Origin of the sequence: Rhodococcus sp. NPDC056960 (assembly GCF_042674125.1) — a bacterium.
In the GTDB taxonomy this organism is placed as follows: Bacteria; Actinomycetota; Actinomycetes; order Mycobacteriales; family Mycobacteriaceae; genus Rhodococcus_F.
Genome location: NZ_JBHURF010000002.1, coordinates 147378 through 161997 on the forward strand (window position 1 = coordinate 147378; position 14620 = coordinate 161997).

Here is a 14620-nt window from a genome sequence, read left to right on the forward strand (position 1 = left end):
CCACATGATCGCCGCTCCCGTCCTTGCTCCGCAGGAGGCGGGAGCGGCGACCGGTATTTACATCTGAGAAAGGATTCAACCCATGCCCGAATCAACGGTTGCACGCTTCGGCGGGCTGCGCGGAGTGTTCCCCGCCCTCGTCACGCCGTTCAGCGAGGACGCGCGCGAGATCGACGAAAAGGCCCTGCGGACTGTGGTCGACCACGCCGTGAGCGGCGGCGTCAACGGCTTCGTCGTGTGCGGCGGATCAGGCGAATTCAACTCCCTGACAATCGAAGAGCGCCGACGGGCGGTCGAGATCGTCACCGAGCAGAGCGCCGGCAAGGTCACGGTCGTGGCGCAGACAGGAGCCATGACCACGACGGAGGCGATCGAGCATTCCGAGCATGCGGCCGCAGCAGGCGCCGGCGCCCTCATGGTCGGATTGCCGTACTACGAGCCGCTGAACATCGACCAGGTGATCGAATACTTCTCGGCCATCGCCGCGGTAGTCGATCTACCGCTCATGGCGTACAACTACCCGTACGCGACCGGATTCAACTTCACTCCGGAGCTGACGGCGGAACTCGTGTCGGCGGTGCCGTCGGTCGAATACGTCAAGGATTCCGCGGGTGATCTGGGGCAGGTCCACGGGATCGCCACGTCCCTGGACGGCAAGGTCGGGGTCTTCTCCGGCAGTGACAGCCACACCGCTCCGGCCCTTCTCATGGGCGCGGTGGGTGTGGTCAACGGGGCGTCGCAGGTCTTCCCCCGGGAATTCGCCACCATGTACGCGGCTGCCGCCGACGGTAATCACTCGGCGCTGATCGACGAGTGGTCCCGCCTCCTGCCGTTCTTCACCTTTGCCGAGGGAAACCATTACGCGAGCGCGATCAAGCACGCGCTGCGGATCGTCGGAGTTCCGGTGGGTTCGACCGTGCGTCGCCCCGCTCAGGATCTGTCGGCGTCGTCGCTCGCCGAGCTCGAGGGGATCCTCGCGAAGCTGGCCTGAGTGCGCCGAGTTCCGACCGGTGTGCGGGTGACGTGTAAAATGTAACCGATTACTAATGTGAGTACCGCCGCACGCTGGAAAGGACAACGTGATTCATCTCGACGCACGGTCGATCGCCGAGCTCGTGGACGCCCCCGGCGCTGCCCGCCATCTCGGTGCGGTTCTCCGGTCCGGTTTCGACCCGGAAGGCGACAGCGCTCGACTCTTCAGTCCCCTTCCCGACGGCGAATTCCTGATCATGCCCACCGCGGCGGGGCAATACTGTGGGACGAAGGTGCTCACGCTGGCACCGTCCAACCCGTCGCGGGGCCTTCCGAAGATCCAGGGCATGTACGTTCTCTTCGACGCGGAGACGCTCGCCCCGCTCGCCACCCTGGACGGCGTCGAGCTGACCCTGGTCCGCACTCCCGCGGTCACCACGCTCGCGGTCTCCCACCTGCTGGAGCCGCGCCGACCGCATCGCGACGGCAGGTCGTCGGTCGGACGCCTGGTGGTGTTCGGCACGGGGCCCCAGGCGCACCGCCACATCGATGCCTTCACGGCGACGTTCGCCATCGACGAGGTCGTGGTCGTCGGGCGCACCCCGGACAAGGCCCGGCGGTTCGTCGATGCGCGACCCGACGGGAGCACGGTTCGCGCAGGTGCGGTGTCCGATGTGGCCGACGCAGACCTGATCCTGTGCGCCACCTCCTCGTCGACTCCGCTCTTCGACGGTGACCTCGTGCCGGACACCGCGGTCGTGGCGGCCATCGGATCTCACGGCTTCGACGCCCGCGAGCTCGATCCGGGTCTCGTCCGGCGCTCACACGTATTCGTCGAAGCCCGCGCCTCGGCACTGCGGGAGGGCGGAAATCTCGTACCCGCCCGAACCGTCGACGAGTGGAAGTCGCGGCCACTGCCGAATGTCGCCGACCTCGTGAACGGCCGGGCCTCGGTGCCCGAGTCGGGCCCGCTCGTCTACAACGGCATCGGAATGTCGTGGGAAGACGTCGTGGTCGCGTCGCACTGTTACGAAGTGGCGTCGAGCCGTATCCCGTCAGCGCTCTAGAACATCGGCCAACACTCGCGGAGATTGGAGCTCTGCCTTGTCGGTCGATGTCGCGGTCCGCTCGGATCGCCGGTGGCAGATTGCCACGTTCGCCGGCTTCATGAGCATCGGTGTCGTCGTCTCGTCCTGGGTTGCTCGGACCCCGGCGATTCGTTCGGCCCTGGAAGTGTCGACCGCCGGGATGGGGATCGTCATCCTGTGCGTGGCCGTCGGTTCCATGGCGGGTCTCTTCGTGGCCGGCCGGGCGGTGTCGCGTCTCGGCGGCCGAGTCTCCGTTGCCGGGTCGGCAGTCGCCATGTGCGCCGGCACGACGTTGCTCGGGCTGGGCGCGGCGGCGTCCTCCGTGCCGCTCGCGGCCGGCGGGCTCGCCCTCATCGGCGCCGGCTCCGGCATCGGGGAGGTGGCGCTCAACGTCGAGGGTTCCGCGCTCGAGGTTCGACGCAACCGCAGTTTTCTGCCCCTGTTGCACGGGGCATTCAGCCTCGGCACGTTGCTCGGTGCCGGTTTCGGCGCCCTGGCCGAGTTCCTGGGAGTGTCGCTGGTGATACACCTCGGCGTGGTCGCGGGTGTGGTCGCCGGCTGCGGCGTGGGAGTGGTCCGTTTCCTCCCTCCGCACACCGGAACTGTCGAGGACCAACCGGGCGAGTCGGCGGGTCGTGGCGTCACGGTGTGGCGGAATCCGCAGATTCTCCTCATCGGTCTCGTCGCGCTCGGTATGGCCTTCGCCGAGGGAACGGCCAACGACTGGCTGCCGCTGTCGGTAGTGGACGGCTATTCGCTCTCCCCCGCCGCCGCGTCGACGTGCTACATCGTGTTCGTGGCGTCGATGACGGTCACACGCCTGCTCGGCGGACGCCTGGTGGACCGATTCGGCCGCGTCACCTGTATCCGAACGTCGGCCGTGATCGCGATGATCGGTGTGCTGGTGGTCGTTCTGTCGAGCGGACTGCCCACCGTTGCCCTGGTCGCGGGCTGTGTGCTGTGGGGTGTCGGGGTGGCGCTCGGATTTCCCCTCGCCATCTCGGCTGCGTCCTCGATGGAAGGCGCGGCCGCGAAACAGGTCGGGGCGGTGTCCACTCTCGGCTACACGGCGTTCCTCGTCGGTCCGCCGTTCCTGGGCTTTCTCGGTGAGCATTTCGGGCTGCTCAACTCGTTCTACGCAGTGCTGGGCGCCGCGGGGCTGGCAGTGCTCGCGTCCGGAGCCGCCGCCTCCACCCCGCGCGGATCGCGATAGCTCCGACGGCCCTACCACCACCTGCGTCGGGTGAGGCCGGCGGCCGGGGTGCTTGCGCGTCGATCGAATCGGCGGGCGAGTTCACCGTCGGCGATCGGTGCGACCGATTCGGCCGGACCGTGCCAATCGCGTGGGTACACACGCTCGAGGTGACGTATCTCGGCCGGGGTGCAGTCCGATTCGGGAACCACGTGCCACAGACGCTCGATGAACCGGTCCGCTGTCATTCCGAAGTGGACGAGAAGGTCCTGCTCGGGAGGGCCGCCGTAGGGCGCCCACGTCCGGGCGAACTCGATCAGCAACGACCCCTCGGCGCCGGAACGACTGCGGTCGGGCGGACCGCCCGACCGCCCTTCCTGTGCCACGCTGCCTACGCCGGGGTGGTGGAGTCGTTCGAGGTGAGCAGCACCCGCATCTGTTCGTACTTCTGCGGCGATCGGGCGCGGATCCACAGTGCGTATCCGATGCCGAGCAGCGCGCTGGCCGGCACCAGTCCGACCAGGATCACGGTCAGTGGGCCCGACGTCCCGAGCAGGAGTTCGACGCTGCTCACTGCCACGACGAAGATGGCCAGCATCCCGAGGATCGCGAGGGTCGGTGCGATCTTGGTGTGCCACAGTCGGGTATCCACCTTGGTGCGCCGGAAGAACACGAGGATCGCGACGGCGGCGATGGTCTGGGCTCCGATGATCCCGAGGGTCCCGATGCCCGCCAGCCAGGTGAACAGGGTCGTGTAGGGGTCGAGACCGATCACGGCGAAGGCGAGGACGACGATGGCGGCGCTGATCGTCTGCGTGACCGCGGCGACGTGGGGGGTCTTGTTCACGCGGCTCGTGTGCCCGAGCCGCTTCCACACCAGCCCCTGGCGTCCGATGGCGTACAGGTACCGCGAGAGGTTGTTGTGGAAGGTGACGATCGCGGCGAAGATGGCCGTCACGATCAGCACCTGGAACACGTGTGCCGCCCACGGACCGAGGGCCTGTCCGCTGACGAAGAAGATGAGGTTTCCGGACTCGGACTGTGCGATGCCCTTGGCGTCGGCGGTGCCGGTCGCGTTGACGATCAGGAACGAGGTCACCGCGTAGACGGCGGCCATGAAGACGACGGCGAAATACGTGGCCCGCGGAATCGTGCGCCGGGGATTCTTCGCTTCCTCGCAGTAGATCGCGCTGCCCTCGAACCCGATGAACGTCGTGAGCGCGAACATGACCGACACGCCGACTCCCGAAGCGAACAGAGCCGAGACGCTGAACGGCTCGAGCGTGAGTCCGTCGGCAGCGTGGGTATCGGGGCTGAAGACGATGCCGGCGCCGAGCACGATCAGCATCAGGCACTCGAGCGTGATCAGTATTCCGAGAATCATTCCGCCCGCGTGGGCGCCCCGCAGACCCAGCCCGAGACACAACACCATGGCAAGCACGGCGCATGCCCACCAGGGCACGTCGAGTCCGGTGACGCTCCGGACCAGGCTGCTGAGGTAGTACCCGAATCCGCCGTACAGCGAGAACTGGATGCTGCTGTAGGAGAACACCGTCAGGGATGCCGATCCGAGGCCCGTGACCCGGCCCAGCCCGCACGTGACGTAGGAGTACAGCGCGCCGGCGTTGGTGACGTGGCGACCCATTGCCAGGTACCCGACGGCGAAGAGCACGAGAATTCCGGCTGCCACCACGAAACTGGCGGGCGTGCCGGCACCGTTGCCGAGGCCGATCATGATCGGGACGATCGCGACGACACCGGTCAGCGGTGACGCCGCGGCGATGATGTAGAAGACGATCGCCGAGACGCCGAGCGAGTTCTTCTTCAACCCGTGGTCGGTGGGGGCGCCGTCGTGCGGGGCGGCTGCGGTCTGCTGTGGAATCTCGTTCTGAGAAATCGACATCGTCGCTCGATTCTTCCGTAAGGTGTGATCGGTAACATATGACCGGCAACACACTGCTGTCAAGGGCACGGGCGAGGATTTACACCGGGTTCACGCGCAAACGCGCAAATGCCGCTGCGCGACGAGACGCAGCGGCATTCGAGCCCGCATGTGAGCGGTGGCAATTGATTCGGTTGAAGCCCGACTTTCGGGACCTACTCGGTAGGCGCCGCCACGTAGATGGGCCCGCGTTCGATCACCGGATCCAGAATGCCGGATTCGATCTCGTCCGCTGCCTCCATGGCTCCCGCTGGATTTCGGTGCGGATGCGGGTACTGCAGGACCGCCTCGACTTCCGGCGAGTACAGGTAGACGCCGGCCACCAGAAGCGACAGCGGGTAGAACAGTGTGGGCGACTCCGCGTCGAGGGCGCGGAGTGCGGCGAACATGTCGGCGTCCTCGACATCGCTCATGCGGTCGATCGCGGCCACGATCGAGTCGAAGTGCGGGTCCATGATGGCCAAAGCCTCATGAACCAGATCGTCGAACGTCGCGACCTGATCGGCCGCGATGCGCCCCGGAACACCGGGGATCAGGGATGCCGCGATGCGGCGAAGGTCGCGCAGTTCGGATTCGGTGAGATTGCGGCGGGCAGTCTTCCGGACGGTCGGCGCAGACAGTCGTTGGATCTGCGGTGAGGCAACCGAAGTCGATCGGGTCATTTCGAGCCTTCCTGGATTTCGCTCACCAGATCGCGGCCGATCCGCAGAGCGAGGGCAATGATCGTACTTGTCGGATTTGCAGACCCACTGGTCACGAAGATGCTGCCGTCGGCAATGCGAAGGTTGGGAATATCGTGACTGCGGCCCATCGAGTCGACAACCGATGTGGCCGGGTCGTCGCCCATCCGTGCCGTACCCAGCAGGTGACCGGGTTCGCCCGGCATCTCCGCGATCGGGAGGATGCGCTTGGCGCCGGCCGCGTAGTGGGCCTCGCTCATCTTCTCGATGGCGAAATCTCGGATCTTCAGTGTGTTCTCACTGTATTTGTAGTGGATTTTCGCTGCCGGGAGACCGGAACTGTCTTTCAGGTCGTAGTCGAGCTCGACCCGGTTGCTTTCCTCGGGCAGGTCCTCGATGTTGCATGCCCACAGCACCGTGCTCCGTGCGTCGTCGACTATCTGATGGAAGTTCTCACCCCACAGTGCGTCGAATCCGAGGGTGCGAGACGGTTCGACACCGCTCATCATGAGTCCGGGGGCGGTGGACGCGTGCAGCTTCAGTCCTCGGTAGAAGCCGCGGTCCAGGTTGGTCTCATAGAATTCCATCGAGCTGATGATCGCGCCGAGGGGACCGCGCCACGTTTCCAGATCGTCTTCGTAGTAGCCGAGAACCATCGAATTCGGGTGCAGCATCAGATTTTTGCCCACCAGGCCGGACGAGTTGGCGAGGCCCTTTTCGTCGTTGCCCGACATCAACAGCAGCCGGGCGGTGCCGATGCCGTTCGCGCACAGCACCACGTAGTCCGCGCGGGTGGTCTTCACGTCGCCGGTGGCGACGTCGATCCACTCGGCGCCGATCGCGTGGTCGTCGGCGTCGGTGAGCACCCGCTTGACCCGCGCCCCGGTCACCAGCTTCGCGCCGGCTCTGATGGCTGCGGGCCAGTAGGCCAGGTCGAACGAGGCCTTGGCGCCCTCCGGACACCCTTGCACGCACGTTCCCCAGCGAGCGCATGCGGCCAGGTCGCCGATCTTGTGAGTGGGTATCGCATTGACCCCGTACCACCAATGCCAGCCGAGCTTGTTGAGGCCTTCCGCGACACGCATGCCTGTCTTGCCGAGAGGATGCGGTGGCTGCGGGAATTCGAGGCCCTCGGGATAGGCGGGATCGTCGTCGAGACCTGCCGCACCGATGAACGCGTCGGTTTCGGCGTAGAACGGAGCCAGGTCGGCGTAGGAAATCGGCCAGTCGTCCGCAATTCCGTCCAGCGTCTTCAGGTGAAAGTCCGACGCGGTCAGTCGGGGCCACAGTGCGCCGAAGTGGATGGTCGAACCACCGACGGCGCTGTACATCGACGGCGGTAGATCGGCGTCCGTCACCTCGAGCGGGTAGTCCGCCTTGTTGCGGCGCTGCTGCGGCTCGAGACCCCAGTGAGTGCGGGCCACCAGTTCCCACATCCTGTGGTTTGCGGCGTACTCGTTCGGGTTGAGCCAGTCGCCCTGTTCCAAGCAGGTCACAGAGATGCCCGCGACGGCGAGGGAGTGAGCGACAACGGCCCCGGAGGGACCTCCGCCGATGACGAGCACCTGTGTCTGATCGGGCTGTTCTACAGTCACCCTGGCTCCTCAGTTATAGAATGTTACGTGTAGTGGGTTGTATTTTACTCGGCGAGAGCGCAGAGGCAAGACTCGCGGACCGACAAGTTCGAGGCGATTGCGCAGGGCTGCCGGAAGTCGGTTATGGGTAGTATATGACCCTTGACATTCTACCTGGTCGGTGGTGAAGTAGAGCATCGCGAAACGCTTTCTTCACTGTGTGGTTGTCACGGCGCCTCTCGGGGCGTCTGTCGTATACCCCTGAACTCGACGGGTAGGTAGCAATGGTTGTTTCCGAAAGTGTCAGGCAGCATGCCCACGTCATCGGCGGACGCGAGGTAGCGCCTGCGGACGGGTACATCTCCCGCGTGAATCCGGCGACTGGTGAAGTTGTCGCGATGTTCCCGAACGGCACTGCGGCAGAAACGTTGTCCGCAATTGCGGCGGCACGCAACGAGTTCGACTCGGGTGAGTGGCCCAGGTTGTCCGGAACCCAGCGTTCACGCATCCTCCAGCGGTGGAGCGAGCTGATCGCCGAGCACACCGAGACCCTGGTCCGGATCGAGATCGAAGAGGGCGGAAAGCCCGCCCGCGTCGCCCGCGGTGACATCGAGGGCGTCGTCACCCTGACGTCCTACGCGGCAGCCCTCGCCCAGAACCTGACCGGCGAATCGCACACGGACTTCGGTTCGGATCTGCAGGCCATGGTCGTCCACGAGCCCGTGGGCGTCGTCGGCGCGATCGTGCCCTGGAACTTCCCCAGCATCATCTTCGCGCAGAAGGTTCCGTTCGCACTGGCCGCCGGGTGCACCGTCGTCGTCAAGCCGTCCGAGATGACGTCCGGTACCGCCATCGAGATGACCCGGCTCGGACACGAGGCCGGCATTCCCGCGTCGGCCTTGAACGTGGTCACCGGTTACGGCGTTCCCGTCGGCGACACCCTCGTCCGCAGCGAGGACGTCGACATGATCTCGTTCACCGGTTCCACGCGTACCGGTCTGCAGGTGCTCAAGGGGCAGGAAGTCAACTTCAAGCGCGTGTCCCTCGAACTCGGCGGCAAGTCCGCGGCCATCGTGTTCGACGACGCGAACATCGACGCGGCGATCGACGGCGTCCTGTTCTCGATCTACATGAACCAGGGACAGGTCTGCTGCGCGGGATCGCGTCTGCTGGTGCAGGATTCGATCGCCGACGAGTTCCTCGCCCGCCTGGCCGATCGTGTCAACCAGCTGTCGGTGGGAGACCCGGCGGACGCCTCCATCGATCTGGGGCCGCTGATCTCCGAACAGCACCGCGACCTCGTGGCCGGGTTCGTCGACCGCGCCGTGCAGGACGGCGCCTCGCTCGGAACCACCAACGCGCTCCCCGAGGTTCCGGAGGGGACGGCGTTCTATCCGCCGGTCGTCCTCAACGAGGTGACCCCCGACATGCCGATCTTCAGCGACGAGGTCTTCGGACCCGTGTTGACCACCACCCGGTTCACGTCCGTGGACGAGGCGATCGAGCTCGCGAACACGTCCCAGTACGGGTTGGCCGGCAGCGTCTGGACGACGAACATCAACACCGCGCTGACCGTGGCACGCCGCGTGCGGACCGGAACGATCGAGATCAACACCTCCCTCGAGGGACAGCCTCAGCTTCCGTTCGGCGGGTACAAGACCAGTGGGATCGGCCGTGAGAAGGGGGCCGAGGGCCTCCGCGAGTTCACCGAGACCAAGACCATCGGTATCCGCACGACTCCGCGCGAGTCGTTCTTCTGATCGACTCCCACTAACTCTTCGCTAAGGACATCAAACAATGCTTGAAGGCATTTTCGCCGCGTTGCTCACCCCCTTCACCGCCGACGACGCGGTCGACGAGGACGCGCTGCGTGCGCTCGTCGACCGCAGCGTGGCCGACGGCCTGGCCGGTCTGGTCGTGTGTGGCGGCACCGGCGAGTTCGCGGCCATGACCCATCAGGAGCGCAAGCGGGTTCTCGAGGTGGTCGTGGAGCAGAACGACCACCGGATGGCGATCGTCGCCCAGACCGGTGCGACGAGCACTCGGGAAGCGGCGGAACTGTCCGCGCACGCGCAGCAGGTCGGGGCCGACGCCCTGATGCTGGCCACCCCGTACTACGAGCCGCTCACCTTCGCCAACGTCCTGCCCTACTACAAGGGCGTCGCGCAGGCCTCGACCCTTCCGATCGTGGCCTACAACTTTCCGCCGGCAATGAACTTCGCCTGGCAGGTCGACACTCTCGAGACGCTGATCCGGGAAGTGCCGTCGGTCAAGTTCCTCAAGGACTCGTCGGGCCAGAGCGTGCTCATGGATCACTTCGACAACCCCGACGCCGATGGTTTCACCGTCTTCAACGGCGAAGACAAGTTCGTCGGCAGCACCCTGCTCCGAGGCGCGAGAGGCGCGATCGTCGGCGGCGCGAACGTCGCAGGCCCGGGCATGGTGAAGATGTTCCGCGCAGCTCAGGCCGGCGACAACGAGGTCGTCACGTCGATCGAGCAAACCCTGAAGCCGTTGTTCGAGTTCTTCCAGGAGGGCCCGTACATCGGCAAGCTGAAGGCCGTTCTCCGCATTCTCGGCTGCGATGTCGGCGTGTCCCGGGCGCCCTATCTGATGCCCGACGACGCGCAGGTCGAGCAGCTCGAGGCGTTCATCGCCCAGATCGACCCCGCACTGCTCACCACGAAATCGGCGATCGCTGCATCGACAAGCTAGAAGGACTGGTCATGGAATTCAAGGTTATCGACGTCCACTCCTCGGGCGCCCCGTGTCGCATCGTCATCGATGGTCTCGACCAGCTCGGGATCCAGGGTTCGACGATGCTCGAGAAGAAGAAGTACATCGAGCAGAACCTCGATTGGTTCCGCACCGCGCTGCTGAAGGAGCCCCGCGGCAACGTCGCTCTCAACGCCGATCTGGTGCTTCCGCCGTGCGACGAACGCGCGGATGTCGGTCTGGTGATCCTCAACCAGCGCCCGATCGCCCCCCTGATGTCGGGTGGAAACATCCTGGCGTTCCTCACCGCGATCCTCGAATCCGGCGTGGTACCGGTCAATCCCGACTCCGACATCACGACGGTGAACGTGGACACCCCGGCAGGCCTCGTGACGGCGACGGCGAAGATCGGCCCGGCCGGCAAGGTCGAACATGTCACGGTGGCCAACGTGCCCTCGTACGCCACGCACCTCGACGTTCCCCTCCAGATTCCCGGAGTCGGAACGGTCACCGCCGACATCGCCTACGGCGGAATGTTCTATGCGCTAGTGGAAGCCGAGGCGCTCGGCATCGAGCTCACCGCCGACAACGCCGCCGTCATCGGCGAGATGGGTGAGCGGGTGCGGGCCGCCGCGATCGAGTCGGTCGTGATCGACAACCCGGCCGCGCAGGGTCTCAGCGCCGTGGATGCCGTGATGATCTACGGCCCCCCGAAGTTCTCGGAGAACAACTGCCGCAACGGTGTGGTCATGCCGATGCTCCCCGGCCCGCCCGCGTACCCCACCGGCCTCCCCGCGTTGATCGACCGTTGCCCCTGCGGCACGGGGACGTCCGCGATGATCGCTGCCCTCCGCGCGAAGGGAAAGCTCGCCGTCGGCGAGGAGTTCCGCATGGAGTCGATCATCGACGAGGTGTACATCGCCAAGGTCGCCGAGGAAATAGAATTCCACGGCAGGCCTGCGATCATTCCGGAACTGACCGGAACGGGCTGGATCATCGCCCGCGCAGACATCGTCGTCAACGAGAACGATCCACTGGCGCACGGCTTCACCGTGGGCGACATGTGGCCCGGAAGGCCGACCGTCAACACGACGAGCTAGGCCGAGTCCTCCCCCGAAAGCCCGTAGCCCCGCCGTCATCGGCGGGGCTACGGGCTTTTCGAGCACTTCTATCGGTACCTCGACCGCACCATCAGTTCGGGCGGGACGGCTGTGGCGCTTCTTCGGCCGCTCCGGTCGCTCGAAGAACGGGGCTCAGGAGCAGACCGACCGCGGCTGCGCCTGCCGCGAGGATGATCGCGTTCAGAACACCGGTGTGATCGGCCAGGAAACCGATGAGCGGCGGTCCGGACAGGAACGACACATAGCTGATCGTGAGCACGGCACTGACGCGTCTCGCCGCTCGCCGGGGATCGTCACCCGCGGCGCTGATCCCCAGCGGGATACCCAAAGATGTTCCGATACCCCAGAACACGGCTCCGACGATCACGAACGTGGTGGAGGCGGTGAGGGCCACGCTCAATACGCCCAGAATCGCGGACACCGAACACAGCACCGCCGACCGTTGCCGGCCGACGCGCTCGATGGCGATCGGTCCGACGAAGCGGCCGATCGTCATCGCCGAGGTGAACGCGGCGAACATCAGCGAACCGTTCGACTCGGACACGCCGTGGCCGTCGATGCTCGCCACTGCCAGCCAGTCGTTTCCGGTTCCCTCGCAGAACGAGAACATGGCGATGAACGCCCCGATGACCAGGGTCCGGGGCTCGCGCCACGCCGAGAGCGCACCGTTCGCGTTCGACTGCTCGGGCGCGGACTTCGCGGGGGCTGCCGCCGCATCGGCGGGGAAATTGCGGGCGATCAGAGGCGTGAGGGCGAGCAGTACCGCCGCGACGATCAGTACGTGAACAGGAAACGGAACGTCGAACCGAAGCATCAGAGACCCGAAACCCGCGCCTGCCACGGCCCCGATACTGAAGCCGGCGTGCAGGCGAGGGATCAGGGGGCGTTTCAGTGTCACTTCCAGCGTTGTCGCCTGCACGTTCATCGCGACATCCCAGGTCGCGTGGCCCATTCCAGCACGAACAACCCGCCGACGACCGCTGTCGCGACCGCGTAGTCCGCGCCGAACGCCACGGTCGCGAGGCCCAGCACGAACATCATCGAGGTGCGGACCACCGTCTTGTTCGCGCCGAAGCGTCCCACCACCATTCCGGTGAACGGCAGAACGATCAGGGCACCGGCCGAGAGGGCGAGCATCAGCGCTCCCAGCTGACCGTTCGTGAGCCCCAGCGCGCCACGCACCGTGGGGATGCGGGAGACCCACGTCGAGAAGATGAAGCCGTGGAGCATGAAGGTGCCGGCCACCGCCCACACGGCTCGCCGATGCTCGCCCGCCTCGCCCGGTTCGGGCGTGCTGTTGATCGGTGTATGGCTGTGCACTGACATCTCCGATCTGCCGCTGGATTCTCACGTCCTTGCGGTCAAAATGTGACCGCTGACATGTAATATAGAACATGTCGCTACGTCGCCAGACGGGGCGTGGCGGTCAACTTTGTGTTTCTCGCCCTGCGCCGCTGGCGAATTGGCGCCTTTCGTCCTTGACCAGGTGCGCGAAACGGTCGTATGCTACCGGTTATATTCCATATGTGATCCACGACTCGTGCGAGAGCGGTATCGAGATGGCCGGTAGCGGGTACACGTCGCCACCCTTCTGCGGATTGCACTCCCGCATGCCGCCGACCGATCGGCCGCCGCACTCGAGCCTCGTGACTCTCCGAACGAAGGACTGACCACACGTGCGCCACTCGGGCAATTCACGACATTCCCTAGGAGCCAGGCGATGAGCCAGCTATTCAGTCGCCGCGAGGCACTGCGCCTGGGCGCCCTGGCTGTCGGGGGCGCCGCGCTGCTCGGCAGCGGAGCGCTGACAGGCTGTGCGTCGCGGGGATCGGCGAGCGACCCGAGCGCCTACTCGTTCGGTCCGCCGCAGGACGGAGTTCCCACCTCCGGCGGAACCCTCCGGGTGGGGCTGATCTCGGGCGGCAACGCGGAAACACTCGACGTCCGGCGGACGACGCAGGTTCCCGACATCGCGCGCGTCTCCGCCCTGTACGACCCGCTGTGGTTCGTGGGCGAGCGCGGGACGGTCGTCGCCGGCCTGGCCGAGTCGTGGGATTCGAACGACGCCGCCGATGTGTGGACGATCCAGCTGCGCAGAGGCGTCCAGTGGCATGACGGCAAGTCCTTCACCGCCGCCGACGTCGTCTATACGATTCAGAATTCCTGGGTGGCCCCGGAGAACGGGTTCGGCGCAGTCCTGCAGCAGATCATCGATGCCCCGAACGTGCGGGCCGACGGCGAATTCACCGTCGTCGTTCCCCTCAAGCGTCGTCTCGCGCAGTTCCCGACCGTGGCCAGTATCCAGAATTGCTACGTCGTGCCCGACGGGTTCAGCAACTGGGATCGTCCGGTCGGAACCGGTCCGTTCAAGTTCAAGAGTTTCACGGCCGGCCGCCAGAGCGAATTCGTCGCCAACGAGAACTACTGGCGCAGTACGGGCCGCCCTCCCGTCGATTCGCTCATCATCGACTCGTCCTTCGCCCAGGACGACACCCGTCTCAACGCGTTGCTGGCGAAGTCGATCGACATCATGCCGGGCATTCCGCCCGCGCTCGCCCGAGCCAACGAGTCCGCGGGACGAATCAACCTCGGCAATCAGCCGGGCCCGGGTTGGACGGGCCCGGTGTTCCGCGTCGACACCGAGCCGTTTCGAGACCAACGAGTCCGTGAGGCCCTCAAACTGAGCCTGGACCGCCAGGCGGCCGTCGATCTGGTGTTCAGCGGGTACGCCACCGCGGGCAACGACTGCTGCGGCTACACCGGTCAATACTTCGCGAACGACCTGACCTCGTCCTACGACCCCGACAAGGCGAAGTCGCTGTTGAAATCGGCGGGGTTCGACGGGCTGGCCGTCTCACTCGACACGGCCGCACTCTCCGGCCAGACCAATTCACTGGCGACGCTGTACAAGGAGCAGGCGAAGAAGGCCGGAATCGACGTCAGCGTCAACCAGAGTGACCCGTCGACGTACTTCACGCCCTCGGGGGGATACCAGACCCGGCCGTTCGGGATGGAGTTGTGGACCAACGGCGTCAACTCCCTGACGTTGTTCTACCTCCTCGACCTGGTCGAGGGCGCACCGTTCCAGGTGTCGTACTGGGGCAGCCCCGAACACGACGAGCTCGCCTATGCCGCGATGGCCGAGAAGAACGAGGCGCTCGCAGCCCAGAAGTGGCACGACGTGCAGGTGCTTCAGCACGATCAGGGCGGAACGCTGAACTACGCCAACTACAACTGGCTCGACGGCTACGGGCTCGGCGTGCGAGGGGTCAAGACGACGAACGCGGGACCGTGCAACAACTTCGACTTCAGTTCCGCATGGCTGGAAGGCTGAGC

13 protein-coding genes are annotated in these 14620 nt (G+C 65.7%); 7 read left to right on the plus strand and 6 right to left on the minus strand.

Annotated elements, in window-relative coordinates; genetic code table 11:
* The first annotated feature begins 82 nt into the window (after positions 1–82).
* The 3 genes from ACFTWF_RS03725 to ACFTWF_RS03735 all read left to right on the plus strand — a co-directional run bounded on the left by ACFTWF_RS03725 (position 83) and on the right by ACFTWF_RS03735 (position 3273).
* Complete coding sequence (locus tag ACFTWF_RS03725) at positions 83–991, plus strand: dihydrodipicolinate synthase family protein (RefSeq protein ID WP_378459925.1); 909 nt, start codon at positions 83–85, stop codon at positions 989–991.
* Positions 992–1079: 88 nt separating this feature from the next.
* Positions 1080–2039 carry an ornithine cyclodeaminase family protein gene (locus ACFTWF_RS03730; RefSeq protein ID WP_378459926.1) on the plus strand — a complete coding sequence of 320 codons (960 nt, stop codon included), beginning with the start codon at positions 1080–1082 and terminating at the stop codon, positions 2037–2039.
* Positions 2040–2076: 37 nt separating this feature from the next.
* Positions 2077–3273: an MFS transporter gene (locus ACFTWF_RS03735; protein ID WP_378459927.1), complete on the plus strand. Its 1197-nt coding sequence runs from the start codon at positions 2077–2079 to the stop codon at positions 3271–3273.
* A gap of 11 nt (positions 3274–3284) precedes the next feature.
* Here ACFTWF_RS03735 and ACFTWF_RS03740 read toward each other — a convergent pair whose 3' ends face one another.
* The 4 genes from ACFTWF_RS03740 to ACFTWF_RS03755 all read right to left on the minus strand — a co-directional run bounded on the left by ACFTWF_RS03740 (position 3285) and on the right by ACFTWF_RS03755 (position 7469).
* On the minus strand, positions 3285–3638 hold the full coding sequence (locus ACFTWF_RS03740; protein ID WP_378459928.1) for a hypothetical protein: 354 nt from the start codon (positions 3636–3638) through the stop codon (positions 3285–3287).
* A 5-nt stretch (positions 3639–3643) separates the two neighbouring features.
* Positions 3644–5155, minus strand: coding sequence for an APC family permease (locus tag ACFTWF_RS03745; RefSeq protein ID WP_378459929.1), 1512 nt, complete (start codon positions 5153–5155; stop codon positions 3644–3646).
* 194 nt (positions 5156–5349) lie between these two features.
* Positions 5350–5856, minus strand: coding sequence for a hypothetical protein (locus tag ACFTWF_RS03750; RefSeq protein ID WP_378459930.1), 507 nt, complete (start codon positions 5854–5856; stop codon positions 5350–5352).
* Complete coding sequence (locus ACFTWF_RS03755; RefSeq protein WP_378459931.1) at positions 5853–7469, minus strand: GMC family oxidoreductase; 1617 nt, start codon at positions 7467–7469, stop codon at positions 5853–5855. Before ACFTWF_RS03755 ends, ACFTWF_RS03750 begins: the two co-directional genes overlap by 4 nt.
* A gap of 263 nt (positions 7470–7732) precedes the next feature.
* Here ACFTWF_RS03755 and ACFTWF_RS03760 point away from each other — a divergent pair, with 263 nt between their 5' ends.
* The 3 genes from ACFTWF_RS03760 to ACFTWF_RS03770 are packed head-to-tail and all read left to right on the plus strand — an operon-like array spanning position 7733 to position 11263.
* On the plus strand, positions 7733–9208 hold the full coding sequence (locus ACFTWF_RS03760) for an aldehyde dehydrogenase family protein (RefSeq protein ID WP_378459932.1): 1476 nt from the start codon (positions 7733–7735) through the stop codon (positions 9206–9208).
* A 37-nt stretch (positions 9209–9245) separates the two neighbouring features.
* Entirely contained in the window at positions 9246–10163 is a 918-nt protein-coding gene (locus ACFTWF_RS03765) for a dihydrodipicolinate synthase family protein (protein ID WP_378459933.1), read from the plus strand.
* Between the two features lie 11 nt (positions 10164–10174).
* Complete coding sequence (locus ACFTWF_RS03770) at positions 10175–11263, plus strand: proline racemase family protein (protein WP_378459934.1); 1089 nt, start codon at positions 10175–10177, stop codon at positions 11261–11263.
* Between the two features lie 91 nt (positions 11264–11354).
* Here the strand turns inward: ACFTWF_RS03770 and ACFTWF_RS03775 are convergent, their stop codons facing one another.
* Both ACFTWF_RS03775 and ACFTWF_RS03780 read right to left on the minus strand, forming a co-directional pair.
* Positions 11355–12209, minus strand: coding sequence for an MFS transporter (locus tag ACFTWF_RS03775; RefSeq protein WP_378459935.1), 855 nt, complete (start codon positions 12207–12209; stop codon positions 11355–11357).
* Complete coding sequence (locus tag ACFTWF_RS03780) at positions 12206–12604, minus strand: MFS transporter (RefSeq protein WP_378459936.1); 399 nt, start codon at positions 12602–12604, stop codon at positions 12206–12208. The genes ACFTWF_RS03775 and ACFTWF_RS03780 overlap by 4 nt, the downstream gene beginning before the upstream one ends.
* Positions 12605–13004: 400 nt before the next feature.
* Here ACFTWF_RS03780 and ACFTWF_RS03785 point away from each other — a divergent pair, with 400 nt between their 5' ends.
* Positions 13005–14618 (plus strand): ABC transporter substrate-binding protein, encoded by a 1614-nt coding sequence (locus ACFTWF_RS03785; protein WP_378459937.1) that lies wholly within the window; start codon positions 13005–13007, stop codon positions 14616–14618.
* The last annotated feature ends 2 nt before the right edge of the window (positions 14619–14620 follow it).